Here is a 22,632-nt window from a genome sequence, read left to right on the forward strand (position 1 = left end):
TAGCGCCGGAGACTTGTAATATTTCTACCTATTAGCAGATACATTGAATCAGTTGAGGATTGCCATGCTAAATCTTACCCCTATAATAAAGCGACAGGTTCATTCATGATCCAACAATCTGATGAAGAGAATGGCATAGCAGAGAATCAACAGCTAATTGAGGAACTGAAGTCTCTGCGGCGAGAGGTAGCTGAATTAAAAACAGAAAAAGCTGCTTTCCAAGCTCAAAAAAAGCTGCTGGAGCATTCAGTAGCGACAATCATCCGTGCTTCACCCGAAGAAGAGATGTTGAAAGCTACTTTACAAGACACGTTAGATGTTTGTAGTCAGCTTACTGGTGCCCAAAAAGGCAGTCTGTTTTTACTCGATCGCCAGGGTGCTGTCACCGATAGTATTCTCACGCAAAGGGAGACAGCACTGAAGGAGCGCGATCGCCTGATTGGTTGCGTTTTAGCACAGGGGCTTGCCGGTTGGGTATACAGACAGCGCCAGATCGGATTGATCGTAGACACTGAGACCGACGATCGTTGGTTGCAGTTGCCCAATCAGCCTTACACTGTACGTTCAGCATTAGCTGTTCCCATTCTCAGGAATGAAGAGGTCTTAGGTATTCTTACCTTGCTACACCAAGAACCGGGGCACTTTAGCCTAGAAATTGCCCATCTGATGCAGCTCACTGCTGACCAAATCGCGATAGTTTTAGAAAATGCCCAGCTCTATGGGAAAATTGAAACCTATTCCAAAGCGCTCAACTACGAATTAGAAAAAGGGCGGCAAATCCAAAGAGATTTTCTACCCAACGAAATCCCACAGCTACCTAATTTAGAGATTGCCACGTTTTTCTCTCCTGCGCGTCAAGTTGCTGGAGACTTCTACGACGTTTTTATGCTACCTGGTGACTACTTGGGGCTAGTTATTGCTGATGTCGCCGACAAAGGTGTAGGTGCTGCATTATTTATGGCTTTGTTTCGGAGCTTAATCCGTATTTTTTCTGGACAAATTAGTTTGGGCGGACTCTCTATTATTGCCAATGAGGAGGAATTATCGATTTTACTGGAGTCAGAGATGGCAACCAATTTATACCAAATTAACCCCCTGAAAGCAGTAGCGCTCACGAATAACTACATCGCCCAACAGCACGCCCAGATGAGTATGTTTGCCACGCTGTTTTTTGGCGTGCTAGATCCGGCAACTGGCATTCTCACCTACATCAATGGTGGACACGAAACTCTGTTTGTTGTTGGTGAGGCTGGTATCAAAGCCAGTCTCAACTCAACCGGGCCAGCGGTAGGGATGATGCCTAATATGAAATTTAAAATTCAACAAGTACAGTTGGAACCAGGCGATATCTTAATTGGCTATACCGATGGGGTAACTGAGGCACGCAGCCCCAGCGGTAAGTTTTTTACTGAAAAGCGACTGCGATCGCTCCTAGATCAATCTGCACTTTTGCCATCTCCCCTGCTAGAGCGCATTACAACTGATTTGTTCGCTCACATCAGCAACGCACCTCAGTATGATGACATCACAATGCTGATTGTGCAGAGAAAGGCATCAGACTAAAATTTCAACCTTTCACTCACTCCCAATCCGTAAAATATGGAACCTTTAACTGTGCCTGGAACACTGGACTCTTTAAAGGCGATCGCAGAATATGTGATGGCAGCAGCAATGGTAGCAGGTTTGAATAAAAAAACCTCCTATAGACTGCGTTTAGCGGTCGATGAAATCGCTACAAACATCATTAATTACGGTTATCAGGCAGCAAATCGCCAAGGCATATTGATTTTAAAAGCCGATCTTGATGATCGCTCCTTGACCATTACGATTAAAGATACTGGTGTTCCCTTCAACCCTACCCAGAAGTTAACTCCAAATGATTTGAACAAGTCGCTACAGCAACGACAGATTGGCGGTTTGGGAGTTTATCTAGCTCTGAAGAGCGTAGATCGGTTTATTTACCAACAAGACGGAAACCAAAATTGTAATATTTTAATTGTGAATCGTGACGATGGATTGGGAATCAGTTAAGTAAGTTCGCAGGAATATTAATTATTAAAAACAAAGAATAATGAACTTAACAGGATACAAGTTTGTGGGGTGGGCAACATGAGCGCCCTAAATCTGGGACGGGTGGGGACACCCATCCCACAAGAAAATTTGGGATGTTTTTTTATTTGGAAGTCCCCAACAACAAGAGTTACAAGTTAATTTATTTTTATTTACATAGTTTTGTTTTTCGATACCGTTGCACTTAAAACTGAGTGATTATTGTCCAAAAATCTTCCTAAAACTTGCTAGCAAATATTTACAAAGCTTTAAGCCCAATCCTTCCAGATTCTCTTTTAACGTCACTTGTTACAAATGGTCACGAAGTTAGTGACTACAAAAAAATTTCATGTATTCTCAATATTCACAAGGTAGCGAACTTAAACAGCAAATATGTCAAAAACGGCCGAAAAACGCATATATAGCAGTTGCCTTGGTAGGTTAGGACATCAACCGAACATGAAGATTACTCTAAGCCGAGGCACGGGCTAAACGCCCCGCTATCGCTAACAGCACTCAGGACTGAGTGTTGTCAAACCCCGACACCAAGGACTTTTGAGCCTGTTGCCTATTACCTGTTGCCTATTAGCTGTTGCCTGTTATATAAAACCACCAACTAATAGGGTTGCTTGTAGAAGTGAAGACATCCCGCAACAGCAAACGTGTCTAAGTTAGTTTGGAGCTTATAGATGTTGGAGAAAATTAATACCCTCAATGGGTTTCAGGCAAACTTAGCAGACCAAGCAGCACTGGAAACTGCGCTCCTGACCCATCCAGAAATTGAAGAGTGTCGGGTATTAATCCGAGAAACAGAAACCGCAGATATGTGGTTAGTTGCCTACATAGTTGCATCAGGAAAATGTTCGTTGGCACAACTAAATGCATATTTGCGGGTTCATTTGCCAAACAATATCCTGCCTCAATCCTACGTTTGGTTATCCAGATTGCCGCTTACCAGTGAGGGACTGATTGACGATCGCCGACTAACTGATTTGGTGGCAATCGACATCGATTTGGTTAATCGATGGGAGTCGTCTTTGCGATCGCTCTCCTCGATTAACCAAGTCGCAGTTATCGTACAAGAGCAGAGGAAACAACTACCACCATTACACGTTTGGGATTTGCTAGGTAATCCACAAGGAACAAAGCTCAATTTTCAATTAGAGGATTCTGAAAAACTAGAATTAGATGGTGTCAATCAACAATTTGAGCCTTCACAATCTCAGATTTCCCAGCCAAAAGCCAAAGCAATTAGTCATGGCGAACCTTTACAACTGGGAACAGACGCAACTACTAACTTACCAAAACTACTTCAAAGGGCAGCGTTACAAAGCTCAAAAGGAATTACTTACATCCAACCCGATGATACTTACCAAAATCAATCCTACGAAGATTTATTAGACGCAGCTCAACGCATTTTGGCGGGTTTAAGAAAGTTGGGGCTTGTGCCTCAAGATAGAATTCTCTTTCAATTTGACCAACCTCAAGATTTCATTCCTGCTTTCTGGAGCTGTATTTTGGGCGGATTCATCCCAATTCCTTTATCCGTTCCTCACGCCTACGATCGCTCTGATGGTTTCGTGAATAAATTAGCTCAAATCTGGCAAAGACTAAAACCAAGCTTGGTACTAACTAACGAGCGATTAGCACCGGAACTCAAACTTTCCTTGGCAGATTTACCACTTGACAATTTGGCGATCGCTACCATCAATGAGTTGCAATCTCACCATCCCGATCCTAACTGGTATGTTGCTGCCCCAGATGATTTGGCAGTACTGTTTCTCACTTCTGGCAGTACAGGTACGCCGAAAGCAGTTATGCAAAGCCATCGCAGTCTCATCTGTCGGTCGGCTGCGAGTGTCCAGATGAATGGGTTTACCCAAGAAGATGTTTCCTTGAACTGGATGCCACTCGATCACGTTGCCGGATTAGTGTATTTCCATATTCGGGATGTGTATGTGGGTTGTCAACAAATTCATGCTGTCACCGATTGGGTATTGCAACAACCCCTGAAATGGCTTGATTGGATATCTAACTATCGCGTGAGTGTGACCTTTGCACCGAATTTTGCTTATGGGCTAATCAATGCAGCCGAAGCAAAACTTTCTCAGGGGCATTGGGATTTATCATCAGTGCGATACATCTTTAACGGAGCAGAAGCCATTGTCGGCAAAACTGCAAGAAGATTTCTCGAATTGCTGACAGCGCAGGGACTTCCGACTACGGCAATACATCCGGCTTGGGGAATGGCTGAAACTTGTTCGGGAGTGACTTACTCTCACAACTTTTCTGGAGAATCAACTACAGATGAAGATGCATTCGTAGAAGTTGGAGCGCCGATTCCCGGATTTTCTCTACGGATAGTTGATGCTCAAGACCAGCTCGTTGAGGAAGGAGCCATCGGACGACTGCAAGTTAAAGGACTGACAGTCACATCAGGTTATTTTGGTCAACCGGAACTGAATTCAGAGGTTTTTACAGAAGATGGCTGGTTCAAGACGGGAGATTTAGCTTTCTTACGACAAGGACGTTTAACAATTACAGGCAGAGAGAAAGACGTTATTATCGTCAATGGCCTGAATTACTATAGTCATGAAATCGAAGCAGTTGTTGAAGAAATTGCAGGCGTAGTTGTTTCCTACACTGCCGCCGTGGCTGTACGTGATGGAGAAAGTTCAGAACAGCTAGCTATCTTTTTCCATGCAGGTGGCGCGAATGAAATGCAAATTTCAACATTGATGCAAACCATTCGCCAAAAAATTGTCCAACGTTGTGGGATCAATCCCAGCTATATAATTCCAGTTGAAAAATCTGTGATTCCAAAAACGGCCATTGGCAAGATCCAGCGATCGCAACTGGTTAAACGCTTTGAATCAGGTGAATTTAAACCTATCCTGCGTCAGTTTGATATCCTGAGTGGCAATGCCAACACAATACCTGACTGGTTTTATCGCCGAATTTGGTGTGTTAAGCAGTTAAGTCACAAACATCGGCAGCCAGTTAAACTTCCGACTCAGAAATCCCTCGTGTTTCTCGATGGTTTAGGTTTAGGAAATTACCTGTGTACAGAACTCAAACGCCATAACCAATCTTATATCTGCGTTGAAGCAGGTTCGGATTTTATCAAATCTGAGCAAGGCGATCGCTTTACCATCAATCCCGAAAATCCCGATCACTATCGGCGGTTGCTAGAGTCTTTGGCATCGGATATTCCCACTCAGATTTTGCATTTATGGACATATAACGAGTTTATGAGTCAGGTTTCTAGTCTAGAGGAACTAGAACGTGCCCAATACTTAGGACTATATAGCATTCTATTTTTAGTGCAAGCCTTAGCAAATGCCAAGGAAAAACACCAACTACTAGATGTAGACATTCAGTTACAAGTCATTTCTAACAACGTCCAGTTAACTAGCAGCGATGATGCGATCGCTTATGAAAAATCCACACTTATCGGATTATTGAAAACAATTCCTTTAGAACTATCTTGGTTGCACTGTCGCCACATTGACTTGGAAGTTGGGTCACTGGAAACAAATGCTAACTATGTGTTTAAAGAATTAAATATTACTAAATATGATAGTGAAATTGCTTACCGTCAAGGTCAACGGCTAGTCTCGTCACTTGCCAAAGTCGATATGCTTGCTAGTCCAACCCAAGAAATACCAATTAAACCAGGGCAGACTTATCTGGTAACAGGCGGATTGGGTGGAATTGGGGCTTCAGTTTGCCAATATTTACTTAAGCAATTTGGTGTGCGATTGCTGATTGTTGGCAGAACAAATTTGCCACCAGAAACAGAATGGTCGCAGCATCTCGAACAGAATACAGCGATCGCCAAGCGATTGAAAAATTATCAATCTCTCTTAGCGATAAGTGGTGATTTATTATACAAATCTCTTGATGTCTGCGATTTAACTTGTTTGCAACAGGCTGTCACGGAGGCAGAGTTGAGATGGAATCAACCCTTGGCAGGAATTATTCATCTCGCAGGTGAAGGCGACCTCAAACACCACTGGACGGTGATGGAAAATCACTGGATAGCTGCGGCTACATTAGAAAGCTTTCGTACCATGCTGCGCCCGAAAGTTCAGGGCACTTGGACACTTTTTCAACTGATTCAGAATCGACCAGATGCCCTTTTCATCGGCTTTTCTTCCGTAAATAGTGTGTTTGGCGGAGCAACCTTTAGTGCCTATGCTGCTGCCAACAGTTTCTTAGATGGTTGTTGTCAGTATCAGCAATACCATTACCATCCTGAGACTTACTGCTTTAACTGGAGCCAGTGGGATGATGTTGGCATGAGCGAAGGAAACCCCATCCACAGCCGGGAAGCAGCTCATCGCTTGGGCTATCAAAGTATTACTCAAGAACAGGGTTGGCGTTCCTTGCTGGCAGGTTTATCGCGTCATCAACCGCAGCTGATTGTCGGTTTAGATGGCAGCAATCGCCATATTCGTCGATATCTGAAGACAGAAGTCGATAACGTCGAGAAATTAACCGCTTATGTCACCACTGTGGATGGTGCAGAGGTGCATGATTGGGAGCAAATGAGAGTTAGCGATCGCTTTGGGACTCCTAGCCATTGTGAAATTGTACAGCTTGCGGAAATGCCTTTGACACAAACGGGTACGATAGACATTGCCAAAATTATTGGCAGCAATCAGAAGCACAACCAACCTTGGCAAGTCGTTTTGCCCCAAACTGACATTCAACGCCAGATAGCTCAAATATGGCAAGATGTCTTGGGCATTTCTTCGGTGAGTATCGATCGCAACTTTTTTGAACTAGGTGGCAGTTCGCTCACCTTGGTTCGGGTTCACGATCGGTTACAAAAACAATTTGGGCAACATCTGTCACTGATTGACTTGTTCCAATATCCAACGATTCAGACGCTAGCAGAGTTTCTGAATCAAGCTCAAATGCCATTGTCGGAGCGATCGCAATTATCGCCATCCCATCACCTGGGTGAAATGAAAAGTACCCAGCAATTAGAAATTGCCATCATCGGTATGTCTGGGCGTTTTCCAGGAGCCAAAACACTCGATGAATTCTGGCAAAACTGCTGTAATGGCGTGGAATCGATTTCATTCTTCAGTGATGAAGAACTGGAGTTAACCGGAATCGATTCTTCATCCTTGAATGATGCCAATTATGTGAAAGCTAGTGGTATCTTATCTGACATAGATTTATTTGATGCCGCGTTTTTCGATATCTCGCCCAAAGAAGCTCAAATCCTCGACCCGCAACATCGCCTGTTTCTAGAGTGTGCTTGGGAAACACTCGAAAATGCTGGTTACGACCCCGCAACTTATACAGGATTAATCGGGGTTTATGCTGGCATGGGGATGAATCTTTATGCAGGTCGAACTTACTGGAATCACAATCTTTACCCAAATCGCGATCGCCTAGAACACGTTGATGACACACAACTGGCGATCGCTAATGGTGCGGATTTTCTCCCCACGCGGGTTTCATACAAATTCAACTTGCAAGGGCCGAGCGTCAACGTCCAAACTGCTTGCTCAACTTCCTTAGTTGCAGTTCATCAAGCCTGTCGGAGTTTGATTCAGGGAGAATGCGATATGGCTCTGGCTGGTGCTGCGGCGATCGCAGTACCCCAAAAATCTGGTTATCGGTATCAGCCAGGAATGATTCTTTCACCCGATGGTCACTGCCGAGCATTTGACGCTAACTCCCAAGGAACCGTTGGCGGCAATGGCGTTGGCATTGTGATGTTAAAACGATTGGCAGATGCGATCGCCGATGGAGATCATATTTACGCCGTCATTAAGGGTTCTGCGATTAATAACGATGGCTCCCAAAAAATCAGCTATACGGCTCCCAGCGTTCAGAGACAGGCAGCAATGATTGCCCAAGCCCAAGCGATCGCAGATATCAATCCAGAAACTATTACTTACATCGAAACCCACGGAACCGGAACGACTCTCGGCGATCCGATTGAAATTGCAGCCTTAACCCAGGCATTTCGTAGTAAAACACAGAAGCAACAATTTTGCGCCATCGGTTCTGTAAAGACTAACATCGGACATTTAGATACAGCTTCAGGCATAGCAGGATTGATTAAAACAGTTTTGGCACTCAAACACCGATTACTGCCGCCTAGCCTAAATTTTAAACATCCCAATCCCAAGATTGATTTTGCTAACAGTCCATTTTATGTAAATACAACTCTATCAGACTGGCAAACAGACCAAACGCCTCGGCGGGCTGGCGTAACTTCTTTGGGTGTTGGGGGTACGAATGTCCATGTGATTTTGGAGGAAGCACCGGGGGAGAGTAGGGGGGCAGGGGGCAGGGGGCAGGGGGCAGGGGAGCATGTCAAATCCCTGTTGACGCTTTCGGCAAAAAGTGAAACAGCGTTATGGGAATTAGCTGGGCGGTATGTGGGGTTTTTGGAGTCTTGCTCAGAAGTATCTTTGAGGGATATTTGTTATACGAGTAATGTGGGGCGATCGCATTTTGATTATCGGCTGGCTTTGGTTGCCGATTCACCCGCACAATTGAGAAATCAACTAACAACATTTATTGCCGAAAATTCGCGCACTCGCTTTCAGGCTTCAGGGGTAGCTTTCCTATTTACTGGACAAGGTTCGCAGTATATCGGTATGGGACGAGAACTTTACGAAACCCAACCTGTTTTTCGGCAAGCCCTCGAACGCTGTGCCCAAATCCTGGACTCGTTATTAGAGCAACCATTGTTAGAAGTGCTGTATCCATTAGGGGAAAGGGGAAAGGGGAAAGGGGAAAGGGAAAAGAACTTAGGGGGTCATATTCTGGATGAAACGGGCTATACCCAACCTGTCTTATTTGCTTTGGAATATGCATTGTCTGAGCTATGGCAATCTTGGGGTATCAAGCCTAGTGTTGTGATGGGTCATAGTGTGGGCGAATATGTTGCCGCAACTGTTGCAGGTGTATTCAGTCTAGAAGATGGATTGAAACTCATTGCTGCACGGGGTAAATTGATGCAAGCACTACCGCAGACAGGGGCAATGGTAGCGGTATTTACTGATTTGGCACAAGTATCTGCGGTAATTGATTCATTGCCGGAGGTGGCGATAGCTGGAATCAACGCACCAAGGCAAATCGTTATCTCTGGTGCAGCTGGGGCGATCGCATCGGCTGTGGCTATCTTAGAAGCCAGAGGAGTGCAAACAAAGTCACTGAAAGTTTCCCATGCTTTTCATTCGCCATTGATGCAACCAATGGTGGCAGAGTTTGGGCAGATTGCCCAGCAAGTGAGCTACCGTACACCAAACCCGAATATTCGATTTATTTCCAATATCACAGGGCAATTGGCAGGAGTGGAGATTAGCACGCCTGAATATTGGGTGCAGCATATTTTGCAGCCAGTGCAATTTGCTAACAGTATTGTCAGCCTGTCAGCGTTAGGAAATTTGGCTTGTTTGGAAGTGGGGCCGCACCCAATTTTAGTAAGCATGGGTCGTCAGTGTATCCCAGAATCGGGACATCTGTGGCTGGCAAGCCTCAAATCGCAAGAATCGGATTGGCAGCAGATGTTGGGCAGTTTAGCGGCGTTGTATGAGCAGGGAATATTGGTGAACTGGTCAGAGTTTCATCGGGGATCTGAGCATCGGCGCGTGGTGTTGCCGAATTATCCCTTTGAGCGATCGCGTTTTTGGGTTGAACCAAACAAAGACAGCAGCCAAAAAAAGGTTCAACTCTCCTCTGCAAATCTTAAATCTTCTCATCCTCTGCTCGGTTCTAGATTGCACTTGGCAGACTCGAAAGAGATTCGTTTCCAGACGCAAATCAATTCTCATTTCCCCGCTTTTTTAGCTGACCATCGCGTTTACGGAAAAGTTATCGTGCCAGGAACAGCCTATCTAGAGATGGTTTTAGGGGCAGCAGCGAAGGTTTTGAAATGCAAAAATTTAATTTTAGAAAATGTCCTATATAAACGGGCATTAACTCTATCAGAAAATGAAGTTAAAACACTCCAGCTAATTCTTCACCCAACGGAACAACAGGGATATTCCTTTGAAATTTTTAGTTGTGAACTAGATGAAGAAGATTCTTCACCCTCTTGGATACTGCATGTTTCTGGAAATGTCAGCGCATCCAGTCTCAAACCATCGATGGAACTCTCTGCAACGCCCTGGCTCCCCAAAGAAGTAGCTTCCCATCAGCAAGACGAACATTATCAACAGTTTCTTCAACGGGGAGTTGATTATGGTGCTAGTTTTCGGGGAGTTAAAAACTTGTGGTTGGATTTAGAAGTAGTGAGAGGGGAAATTGAGTTACCCCAAATATGCGTTTTAGAAACAGACGTTTATCAGTTTCATCCAGCATTCTTGGATGCCTGTTTTCAAGTTTTACAAGCTACGTTCCCACAAGATGGTAGCAAAGAGGCTTATGTACCGATCGCCATCAAGCGATTGCAAGTTTGCGATCGCCCCAACAACCGACTATGGAGTTTTGCCAAAGTACATCCTAGCCAGAACAGTGGCAAAACACTCATTAGCGATTTGCAATTAGTTACAGATGATGGTGAGACTCTAGCGGTTGTTGAAGGTCTGCAACTTCAAAGGGTCGCTTCGGCTACATTGACCTCTCCTCAAGTTCCCCCAGACTGGTTTTATCAAATCGAGTGGCGACCTCAAGCCCGAATGGGGCGATCGCTCTCACCGGACTACTTGCTCAATCCCAAGGACATCAGCCACAACCTGATTCCTCAATTGGCTGAACTTCTAACAACAATCTCATTAAACGATGAATTTTTACCCCAACTCGAAGCCCTCAGTGTGTCTTATGTAATCAGTGCCTTACAACAACTAGGATGGGACTTTCAACTCGGATTGCAGTTCTCCTTTACAGAAATAGCAGAACAGTTGGGGGTGATTAGCCAGTATCACCAACTGCTACATCGGTTTCTGGATATTTTGACTGAAGCAGGGTGGCTCAGACCTCTTGATTATGCCAACGGCAGATATCACTGGGAAGTAATTAGCGTCCTCGATCGCCAAACGCCGCAACCAGACCAACTGTTAGTCCAATTCCCTACCGGAGATACTGAGATCGCCCTAGTAGAACGCTGTGGTGCCAGCTTACCAGAGGTACTTCAGGGAAAACTTGACCCGCTACAATTACTATTTCCCAATGGTGATTTCACCCTGCTGACGCAACTGTATCAAGATGCCCCAGCTGCTAGAGTGATGAATACATTGGTGCAAAAGGCAGTTTCCGCTGCACTGCTGCGAGTACCACAGGGAAGCAAGATCCGCTTGCTAGAAATTGGAGCGGGAACTGGCAGCACAACCGCTTACATTCTGCCGCAATTGAATAATTATCAAGCTGAATACACCTTCACAGACATTTCACCTCTGTTTGCAGCCAAAGCACGGGAGAAGTTTCGGGATTACCCATTTGTCCGCTATCAGGCTTTAGATATCAGCCGAGATCCAGCGACTCAAGGCTTGGAAGGGCAACAATACGATGTGATTCTGGCAGCCAATGTGTTACACGCGACACCAGATTTACAACAAACATTGGCCCACGTCCACAGCTTATTAGCACCAGGCGGAATTCTGGTGATGTTAGAAGTCACCGATCGCCATTGTTGGCTAGATTTGAGCTTCGGTTTGACCCCAGGTTGGTGGTTGTTTGCCGATCGCTGGTTACGACCGAATTACCCGCTCTTAAGTAGTGCCGAGTGGCAAGATGTGTTGCAAGCGAATGGATTTACATCGGCGGTGGCGATCGCACCTAAAAATCAAGTCATCGGTTCCCTGGCTCAGGCTGTGATTGTTGCCCAAAAAGGAACCGAGAGCCATATACCACAAAACTGGCTAATTTTAGCAGATAGTCAAGGTATCAGTCAGAAACTTGCTCGACGGTTTCAAGAACGAGGAGATACTTGTACTCTAGTTTTTCCCGGACAGGAATACGAACTGTTGAGCGAGTTCGAGTTTAGGATTAATCCTCAGAAACCGGAAGATTTTCAGCGGTTGGTTTCGCACATACTTAGGAAGCGATCGCGTCTCTCAGGGGTGGTACATTTGTGGAGCTTGGAGAGTGGAGAAACTGCACCAACCTTAAGCGTCGAAGATTTGCAAGCAGCAACCCGTATTGGCTGTGGCAGTACTCTGTATTTGGTGCAAGCCCTAGTTAAAAAGATGGGTATAACGCCACCTCAGTTATGGGTAATAACTAGAGGAGCAGTTGCCGATAAAGCTGGATTAGTTCAATCGCCTCTATGGGGAATGGGGAAGGCAATCGTCAAAGAACACCCAGAATTACAGCTTCGTTTGATAGATTTAGACCTCCAAGAAAATTATCGGCTAACTCAAAATCCCCTTGATGCATTATTTGCAGAGTTGACATCACCAGATCGAGAAAATCAAATTGCATTCCGTAATGGGATGCGTCAGGTGGCAAGACTGGTTCCTTACCGTAATCCCAATGAAAAAGTAGGGGAGCAGGGAGCAAGGGAGCAGGGGGAAAAATCACCCACAAGGGGTGAGTTTTCAACCAACGGGGAAAAAGAGCAAGGGAGCTTTCACCCACAAGGGGTGAGGTTTGTACCTTTAGTTCCCCCTGCCCCCTGCCCCCTGCCCCCTGCCTCTTATCAAGCAGATATCCCCATCCACCCAGATAGTACCTACTTAATTACTGGTGGATTAGGGGGACTGGGACTGCTAATTGCCCATTGGTTAGGAGAACGTGGGGCAAAGCACTTAGTTCTCATGGGACGCAGGGGAACAAACGAACAGAGCGATCGCCAGATTCAGCAACTTCAGGCACAAGGTGTATCGGTGATGGTAATGCAAGCTGACGTGTCTGTGCAGTCACAAGTGGCGGAGGTATTGGCAGAAATTGGCCGCAGCCACCCACCTCTACACGGCATTATCCATGCAGCCGGAGTGTTAGATGACGGTGTTTTACTCCAGCAAACTTGGGAGCGCTTTCATCGAGTCATGGCACCAAAAGTACAAGGTGCTTGGAATCTGCACGCATTAACCCAAGCCCTACCGCTCGATTTCTTCATCTTGTTTTCTTCGGCTGCTTCTGTTTTGGGTTCTGCCGGTCAAGCTAATCACTGCGCTGCCAATGCCTTTTTAGACGCTTTAGCACATTATCGTCATCAATTGGGATTACCGGGATTGAGTATTAACTGGGGAGCTTGGGCTGAAATTGGTGCAGCAGCCGAGCGTCAGTTCGGTAAGCAACTCCAACATCAGGGAATGGAAATGATGTCGCCATCCCAAGGTTTACAGGCTTTGGAGCAGAGCTTTTCTTGGGAGGTTGCTCAAGTAGGTGTGATGCCACTCAATTGGCTGACATTTATGCAGCAATTCTCACCGGAGACTTGTCCGGCATATTTGGCAGAGTTTTCTCAGGTGGGGATTGCTCAATCGCTATTACCACCGCCGATGGAAATTCAGCAGCAATTGCAAACTCATGACTTTGGCGATCGCTTGCAGATTTTAACCATTTATCTGAAAGAAAAGATTGCCAAAGTGTTGGGTTGTTCTGTGGAGCGAGTCGATGCCAATCAAGCACTGAGCAAAGCCGGACTAGATTCTTTGATGGCGATTGAAATCCGCAATCGCATCATCACAGAACTGGGAATTGACCTTTCTTTAGAAAAGTTTGTTGAAGGTTCCAGCATCAACCAACTAGCAGACCTGCTATTGAAACAACTAGCTTTACAGGGACTAAACGAAAATTCGGCAACTGAAATCACTGAGGATGTGGAAGAAATAATACTATGAACCTAAATGCCCTTTTAGCCGAGCTTTCAGACCGGGGAGTGAAATTATTAGTTGATGGGGAACAACTCCGCATTCAAGCACCTAAAGGAGTTATTACTCCCGATTTACGGAATGCTTTAGCTAACAATAAAGTAGAGCTAATCCGGTTACTACATCAGAACAAAATCGGGGCTGCTTCCATTCCTTTGGTTCCGCTTTCACAAACGCAAAATGTGCCGGTATCTTTCCAGCAGGAACGCCTGTGGATTTTGGCCCAGTTAGCTGCTGTAGAATCTGCTCATAATATTGCTCAAGCCTTGCGGCTGAATGGCGATTTAGATTTAAACTGCCTGGAAAAAAGTCTGAATGAAATTTTCCGTCGCCACGATGTCTTTGGGACAACATTTGGGGTGTGGGAAGGGAATCCCGTGCAAAATATCGCTGCACCAGAACCTTTTAAATTATCTGTTTTAAATCTTGAGCATTTAGATGCAACCGAACAATTAAAAACTTTCTGGCAAATTGCCGATGAAGCAGCCGAAGCTCCCTTTGATTTGGCGATCGCTCCTTTATGGCGGATTAAACTCATTCGCTTAAATGCACGCGAGCATATTCTTTTGCTCGTCATTCATCACATTATCAGCGATATGATCTCGATGGGTTTATGGATTCGAGAACTGGCGACAGTCTACAGTCATTTCTACAAGGGGCAACCTTCCCCACTGCCAGAACCTTCCATCCAATATCGAGACTTTGCCGTATGGCAACGCCAGTGGCTCAACAATGATGCACTCAAAAGCGAACTAGCTTACTGGAAACAGCAACTAGAGGGGGCATCATTTGAATTAAAATTGCCCATCGACCATCCCCGACCGCCACTCCAGAATTTCCAGGGTCGGCGAAAGTTTTTTAAACTTGATCCTGTTCTGTGGGCTGCAATCAAACAACGAAGTCACGAACAAATGGGAATTACTTCCTTTATGACTTTCGTCGCGGCGTTTAAGGCTTTGATTTACCTGTGTTCTCAGCAGGAAGATATTTTAATTGGCTTTACCGCCTCTGGTCGAGTTCATCCGCAAGTGGAGTCGCTGATTGGTTTTTTTGGCTACCCTTTGTTGTTGCGTACAGATTTGTCTGGCAATCCCACTTTTACCGAAGTACTTAGCCGAGTGCGATCGGTGTTGTTATCTGCATACGCTCACCAAAATGTCCCCTTTGGTAAAGTCGTTGAAGTCATGGGGTCGAGTCGGGTTGCCCAAGATACTCCCTTTTTTCAAACATTCCGCACCGGATTAAGCTATGTCAATAGTCAACTGCCCAGCGACTTGACAAATTTACCAAATCTGACGTTTTCATTAATTGACGAGGGGATTTGGGGGCCGACTGATTTAGATTTATATACCTATATTTACGAAGTCGGTGCAGATTTACAAATAGGAATTGCATATAACACCGACATATTTGAAAGTGAAACAATCGACGCTTTTGGTAACGCTTTATTTCAAATTTTAGAACAATGGGTTGAGTCAAAAGATATTCGCCTCAATGAATTGAGTCTACCGACAGACCTTGAGAGAAAAGCAAAATTAGCCAGGAGTCGATACCAAAAGCAAAAGCTGGCGATCGCAGCTACTTTTACCGCCGATTCGGTTGGAGATTCTCTAAATTTCTGGACGCAGCAACTCAATTTACCCTCAGAAATTACCTTTGCTCCCTATAACCAGGTTTTCCAACAACTGCTGACTCCTGATAGTCTGTTATCGCAAAATGAAACGGGAGTCAATATTCTTCTAGTGCGGTTAGAAGATTGGGTTAGGTCTGAGGATTCACAAGAGTTATCTAGTAAGGAACAAAAGAATTCCATTGAGCGCAATACTAAGGATTTAGTTATAGCATTACGTCAATCCTGTGAACGGACTCAAATTCCCCATTTGCTTTGTTTATTGCCAAGTAATTCAATAATTGCTGATGCAGAAATGGCAATTTTTTTGGGACAAATAGAAGTAAATTTATTAACAGAACTTGCCGATATTATTGGACTGCATATTATTAATTATCAGGAGTTAGCAACAAGCTACCCAGTAACTAACTTCTATGATGCTTATAGCGATGAAATCGGACATATTCCATTTACGCCAGCATTTTTCACCGCGTTAGGAACAATGTTGGCGAGAAAAATTCACTGCCTACAGAGAGCGCCTTATAAAGTAATTGTCTTGGACTGCGATCAAACCTTATGGCAAGGTGTTTGTGGTGAGGATGGAGTTGAGGGCATTGTCATAGATTCATCCTATCAAGCATTGCAAGAATTTATGATTGAGCAGTGCGATCGCGGGATGTTGCTATGTTTGTGCAGCAAAAATAATCAAGCAGATGTCTTTGCTGTATTAGATCAACGTTCCGATATGCGGCTAAAGCGTCACCATCTAGCAGCTTGGCAAATTAATTGGCAGACTAAATCAGAAAACTTAAAATTGCTGTCTCAAGAATTAGGGCTGAGTTTAGATAGCTTCATCTTTATTGATGACAACCCCATCGAATGCGCTGAAGTCCGGCATCACTGTCCAGAAGTTTTAACCCTGCAATTGCCCACAAATACCACTGAAATTCCCCAATTCCTGGCTCATATCTGGGCATTCGATCGTCTCAAGATCACTGTAGAGGATCGACAGCGAACGATTGTTTACCAGCAAAATCGCCAACGTCAGCAAGCAGCTAGCGAATCTCTTTCGTTGCGAGATTTCCTCAATAGCCTCAATCTGCAAGTGGATATTATGGAAATGCAGCCCTCCCAGGTAGATCGTGTTGCTCAACTAACGCAGCGAACAAATCAATTTAATACCACCACCTTACGCAGAACGTCGGCTGAAATCAAAACCTTTTGCCTGTTAGATACTCATACTTGCTATGTTGTGGATGTAAAAGACCGCTTTGGTAATTATGGTTTGGTGGGAATGATGATGGTACAGGCCACAGCGTCAGCCCTGGTGGTAGATACCCTATTACTCAGTTGTCGAGTGTTGGGCAGAGGAGTTGAATATCAAATGCTCAATTTCCTGGGTAAAATTGCCCTAGCACGCGGACTGAAGCAGATCGATATTATTTACAAGCCCAGTTCTAAAAATCAGCCTGTTGGGGATTTTCTAGAACAGTTGATAGCAATTAACAAGGAACGTTTAGCAGAAAGCTATTGTTATAAGTTATCAGCAGATGATTGTCGGGCGATCGCTATTGCTTCCGAACGATTAGACAAAGAAGCAAAACATTCGGCATCTGAAGGGAATTTAACCCAAAGCGATCGGGCAATACCCCAAAAATCCGCCAATTACACCGCCTTATTCCAAAAAATTGCTTCAGATTGGCATACACCAGATCGGATTCTTCAATACATTGAGGAGTCTCAAGTTCAAAACCAACAGCAGCATCAGACATTTGTTGCACCCCGCACTGAAACCGAGAAACACTTAGCTGACCTGTGGCAAAACTTACTTCATAGATCCCCAATCGGCATCTACGATAACTTCTTCGATTTGGGAGGCAATTCTTTGTTGGCAGTGCAACTGCTGTCTCGGTTGCGAGAAAACTTCCATGTAACCATACCCATTCATCAATTATTGGAAGTTCCAACAATTGCGAGAGTGGCTCAAGTAATTGAAGCGATCGCTCAGACAGGAGTGGCTGCCAATTTAGCGATCGATCTGGCAGCAGAAGCTATCTTAGATCCGGCAATTCGTCCAAAGACAGCATTCAAGTTTATCGTCCAACCCCAGGCGATTTTCTTAACTGGAGCAACCGGTTTTCTTGGCGCGTATTTAGTAGACGAACTCCTGCAACAGACCACAGCTAATATTTATTGCTTAGTGCGAGCGCAGGATGTAGAACAGGGCATCCAACGTATCCAAAGGAATTTGCAAGCATACGGACTTTGGCAAGAAGAATTTCGCTCTCGCATCATTCCAGTCATTGGTGATTTGGCTTTGCCCAACTTAGGTTTGAACGAGTCACAATTCCATCAACTTAGCCATGAAATTGATGTCATCTATCACAATGGTGCTGTCGTCAATTTTCTTTATCCCTACAGCAAACTCAAAGCAGGCAATGTGCTGGGAACTCAGGCGATTTTGAGGCTAGCAACTCAAACAAAAGTCAAACCCGTGCATTTTGTTTCGACACTGGGCATCTTTTCTGCTCCTGCTTATGCAAATGCTAACTACATTCAAGAATCCGATGGATTGGCAGAATTTGAAGGGTTGCAAGGGGGTTATTTACAGAGTAAATGGGTGGCAGAAAAGCTGGTCATGCAAGCACGCGATCGCGGACTTCCTGTATGTATCTACAGACCTGGTGCAATTTCCGGGCACAGCCAAACGGGAATTGCCAATGTGGATGACTTCTTTTGCAGCCTGACTAAAGGCTGTATCGAACTAGGTATGGTGCCGGATCTAGAATTTCCGCTCGATTTGACCCCAGTCGATTATGGTAGCAGAGCGATCGTCCACCTCTCTCAAAACCCTGACTCCTTCGGCAAGGCATTTCACCTTGTTTCTCCCGATTGTCTGTCTTGGGGTAATTGGTGTGAGTTAGTTCGGTCTTTAGGCTATTCGCTAGAGCAAGTTTCTTACCATGAGTGGTATGCTAAATTGCTACACAATGCGAAACACAATATTCCAAATGCTTTACATACCTTCCTGCCATTGTTAGACGAACAATTATTAAAGAACGTACAACTACCTGCATTTGATTGCCAAAATACATTAACTGGACTTGCTGACACCAATATTATTTATCCAACAATCAACACCGAATTACTCAATATCTACTTTGCATACTTCAAGAAAAGTGGATTTTTCAGCGGAGTTTAGCTTTCTTTTGCCACCTTATAAGTAGGTGGTTGCAATTAAATATAAGATAAACAGAGGACTTTCAGATTCAAGGTGTAACTGAATGCCTGTTGGAAAGCAATTGTGGGCTGGGCGACACGATAGCCCATAGTCAAAGGCGGGCAAGATGCCCACCCCACAACATTGGATAATTTTTTTCTTGGAAGTCCCTTATATCATGTCCGCTTGATTGCTTATTAAACCCGAAGAACCCCACCCCGCCAAAGCTGTGCTTTGTCTCCCCTCCCGAAGAGCGGGGAGGGGGTTGGGGGTGGGGTTATTTTATTATGGGTAATTTGACGGACATAATATTACGCCCCAATACAGTTCAGTTAAGCATTGTTTTCCTCTCTCTGTTCCCTCTGTGCCTCTGCGGTTCGTTAAAAAAATTGACTTTGATAAAGAGTTTTAGCCTTAACTGAACCGTATTGCCTTACGCCCACCTACTTAAATCTTACTAAAAATCGCTTTTATCTCAGAACTTGTAGTAGTAAAACAGATATAAAATAGCCCATCTTCTATTGGTTTTTCTAAAACTTTAGCATAAATATCAACGCTTAATTCTTTTGTATATTTTGGTGATAAAACTAATTTAATATTACTGAATAAAGAAGGGATGACATCTTTTTCTATATCATTGGGACGTACCTCGGCTCCCTTCGTGGAAAGTTTAACTAAACTGCCTTGAAAAAGGTTTTTTTCAATGTGCTTTTCATCTAAGATTGTATATTCTATTGGTATTGCTTCAGCTAAGGGTAGTAATCTTTCTTCTTCTTGAGTTAGAAAGAGATTGTATTCTCCAATAATCCCCCTAACTTCATAAATATTTATCGGTAGTTTAATTCCTTTTACTTGTACTTGCTTTTGTCCACAGATTTTAACAATTGACTCTACTTCTCTAAATGTCGATTCTGAAATAACAATCTGTCCTCCAATTGTATAGGATTCAATACGATAGGTAAGATTCACCTGGCTACCGACTACACCATATTTGGTTCGGATATAAGAACCAATATTTCCAACAACAACTTCGCCTGTGTTGACAGCTATTCCCATTTCTAATGGCGGCAGATTCCACTGCTGCATCTTTTCATTTATACTCGTCATTGCTAACTGCATAGCAATGGCACAAGCAATAGCCCTTGTAGTGTCGTCTTCTTTGGCAGTAGGCGCACCAAACAACACTAAAATACCATCACCTGTAAACTCATCAATGGTTCCTTGATACTGGGTAATAATATCTGCCATTGATGATAAATAAAAGTTGAGAACTTGAACAACCTTTTCCGGGGGTAATTGTTCAGAAATACTGGTAAATCCTCTTAAATCGGAGACGAGTATGGTGATTTTGCACCGTTCGCCCCCAAGCTGTAAACCTTTGGGGCTTTCTAATAAGGTAGTGACTACTTCTTTGCTTAAGTAACGCCCAAATGTATAACGAATTTCTCCAGCAGTACGGGCGATGTGGACTGTAATAGCGATCGCAGATCCCAACAAAGCTAATAATGGTGGTACTACAGGTATCCACCAACTGGCGATAAAGGCTGTATATGTACTAGCAAATAGCACACCTGCTGCCAAAATTGGGCTAGCTATTTTCTGGAGGGATAAAAACTTTACCCCACCTGCATATCGCCATTGCCAAGTTAGACTTGCACCCACAAAAGACCAGAGAAAAATCCATCCTATTTCCACTGGCTGCGACCAACTCTTAATTAGTGGGCGATCTGCTGTAGCTGCACTGATAATTTGACTCGCAATATTCGCATGAATTTCTACCCCAGGCATAGGTTCTGGGGAAGTCAACAAACCACTACTATAGGGAGTGAAGAATAAATCCTCAAAACTTTCGCTGACGTTACCAATTAAGATAATGCGATCGCGTCCCCATTCTGGTGGTACCTTGTCTTCCAAAATATCTGTCATCGTGACTGTAGAAAAGCGTCTGGCTGGGCCCCTGTAATTAATTAAAATTTGGTAGCCACGGTCATCAGCTCGCACATAGCCACCATCATTAGCGGCAAAGGGGATAAATCTTGTCTTTCCTAACTGCCAATTTTTTGTCTGTCCAAAAGTTTGGGGTGCAATACCTTCGGCATCAAGATAAAGTAAAGCTAAATATAATGCAAAACTATAAATAGTCTCCCCATTTTTATCTGTTAAGTAGAGCAAACCCCGTCTTACCTTTTTATCTGGATCTAAAACCAAATCATTTGCACCTACTTGCCCTTTATCTTTGAGTGCTGGTGGCGGGTCAATTGGTTCGCGTTGGTTATCCCCTACCACTCTTTGAATCCCGACTAAATTGGGGGTAGATGTAAATACTTTGGTTAATTCTTGATGTCCTGGTTCTACAGGTAAATCGCGGTAGATATCTAAACCAATAGCTCGTGGTTTCCTGGCTTTTAATTTTTGCAATAATTGAGCATACAGACCATCTGGAACGATTGGCTGACGAATTTTTTTCATGTCTGCAAGATTTACTCCCACAATGACAATCCGGTTATCTGGTGCTTCTTGGGGTCGCAGACGCATATATCCATCGAAAGCCTCCAACTCCCAAGGCTGCATTAAACCAGCAAAGCGTAATAAGATGACCACACTAGCCACACTAGGAGTAGTAATCAAAACACCGCGCCATTGCCACAGCAGCTTTTTCAACATCATCTTTTTTACACCAAAATTAATTTTTCAGGTTAGCAAAGTAGCCGTTTTAACTTTGCCAACATCAAAATGTACTGAGGTTAGCGATCGCTCGTGCAGCAGTCAAGGAAAGGTTCTTTGGCGATCGCCCCTAGACCGACTGATTGTAAAAGTTCTTCCCATTCAGTTGGCTTCTCGCGGCGCAATTGAGCAACGGTATTCAATGCTTCCTGCCAAATTTGAGACTCTGCATAAATTTTTGCCTGTTCTAGAAGTCCTGCCCCAGCTAGCTGACTCTTCAGGGATGAACTTACTTCAGTACGCTGGAGTAATCCCTTGACAGATTCATCCTGAGCGCGGTCTTGAAAATCGCAAATCATCGTGAAGTACCATCGATAATACTTACCAATTTGGAGAGGAACATTTGCTGGTAAGTCCAGTTTAATGATGCCAGGAGTACTAGGTAGTTTAAAAGTTGTCAGATAAACTTGATTTCCGGCTTCATCTGTCAAAGCCAATTCTCCAGATTGGGCAGTATTTTGAGGAATGTACCAATACAGTGTTGGATTGGCTGCAACCGTTTTCCCAAAATTATTTTTTGACGGCATCAAAGGCGTTATCGGTATTCCTCTCTCATCGATACAAGAAGAGCCACGCGTTCCTCCACCCAATGTTTGAGAGGGCGCTCCTCGGTCATCTACAGGTGGGAATTTGAGACTGACTTTCCACTCCAAGTTGGATAGCGATCGCCGTGATGGCAAGCTAGCAAAAGTGACAATGGTGGGAGAAAGTGCGCTAACAAGGATCGCTAAAAACAGAAAAGATTTTGGTAAATTCATGATCCGCGTAAGGACTTCTATTGAACGTAAATCTTTGAAGCAGTAAATTATACCAATTCAAAATTCAAAATTCAAAATTAAGAAAGTGAGAATTATAGCAACGGACAGGGAGCTTAGGACAGCAATAAAATCACAAAGTACGCTGTTGAAGACGCGTTTCCCGCAAACTGTCCTAACGGCTTTGGCGACTGCTATAGCATAGGTTTTATGGTTTGCATCTGTATCATATTTTTTGTGAATTGGTATCAGTCTTTTCAGAAGTATCTGAAAAATGCACTCCCTTAGGGACTTCCAATTAAAAAATATCTCGTTGCTGTGTAGGCAGAGTGCAGGCTACGGTGTACACACAAGTTATCCGAACCCCCTAAATCCCCCTTTTTAAGGGGGACTTAAAGAAAATTCCCCCCCTTTTTAAGGGGGGTTAGGGGGGATCAAAACGCTACTAGACAACTTTATAAGACTTGTATGTACACGGTAGGTGCA

6 protein-coding genes are annotated in these 22,632 nt (G+C 44.2%); 4 read left to right on the forward strand and 2 right to left on the reverse strand.

The window, feature by feature from the left end:
* The first annotated feature begins 105 nt into the window (after positions 1 to 105).
* The 4 genes from RMX69_RS16275 to RMX69_RS16290 all read left to right on the forward strand — a co-directional run bounded on the left by RMX69_RS16275 (position 106) and on the right by RMX69_RS16290 (position 18,649).
* Complete coding sequence (locus RMX69_RS16275; RefSeq protein ID WP_322638050.1) at positions 106 to 1,563, forward strand: GAF domain-containing SpoIIE family protein phosphatase; 1,458 nt, start codon at positions 106 to 108, stop codon at positions 1,561 to 1,563.
* Between the two features lie 36 nt (positions 1,564 to 1,599).
* On the forward strand, positions 1,600 to 2,031 hold the full coding sequence (locus RMX69_RS16280; RefSeq protein WP_289796034.1) for an ATP-binding protein: 432 nt from the start codon (positions 1,600 to 1,602) through the stop codon (positions 2,029 to 2,031).
* Between the two features lie 707 nt (positions 2,032 to 2,738).
* On the forward strand, positions 2,739 to 13,808 hold the full coding sequence (locus RMX69_RS16285) for an SDR family NAD(P)-dependent oxidoreductase (protein WP_322638051.1): 11,070 nt from the start codon (positions 2,739 to 2,741) through the stop codon (positions 13,806 to 13,808).
* Positions 13,805 to 18,649 (forward strand): thioester reductase domain-containing protein, encoded by a 4,845-nt coding sequence (locus RMX69_RS16290; protein ID WP_322638052.1) that lies wholly within the window; start codon positions 13,805 to 13,807, stop codon positions 18,647 to 18,649. The genes RMX69_RS16285 and RMX69_RS16290 overlap by 4 nt, the downstream gene beginning before the upstream one ends.
* Positions 18,650 to 19,114: 465 nt before the next feature.
* On the opposite strand, the gene RMX69_RS16295 is transcribed toward RMX69_RS16290, so the two are convergent.
* The gene (locus RMX69_RS16295) at positions 19,115 to 21,334 is read right to left on the reverse strand and encodes an adenylate/guanylate cyclase domain-containing protein (protein ID WP_322638053.1); all 2,220 of its coding nucleotides are present in this window, start codon (positions 21,332 to 21,334) and stop codon (positions 19,115 to 19,117) included.
* A 77-nt stretch (positions 21,335 to 21,411) separates the two neighbouring features.
* Entirely contained in the window at positions 21,412 to 22,149 is a 738-nt protein-coding gene (locus RMX69_RS16300; RefSeq protein WP_322638055.1) for a DUF928 domain-containing protein, read from the reverse strand.
* Between the last annotated feature and the right edge of the window lie 483 nt (positions 22,150 to 22,632).

Source organism: Nostoc sp. EspVER01 (assembly GCF_034530635.1).
In the GTDB taxonomy this organism is placed as follows: Bacteria; Cyanobacteriota; Cyanobacteriia; order Cyanobacteriales; family Nostocaceae; genus Nostoc.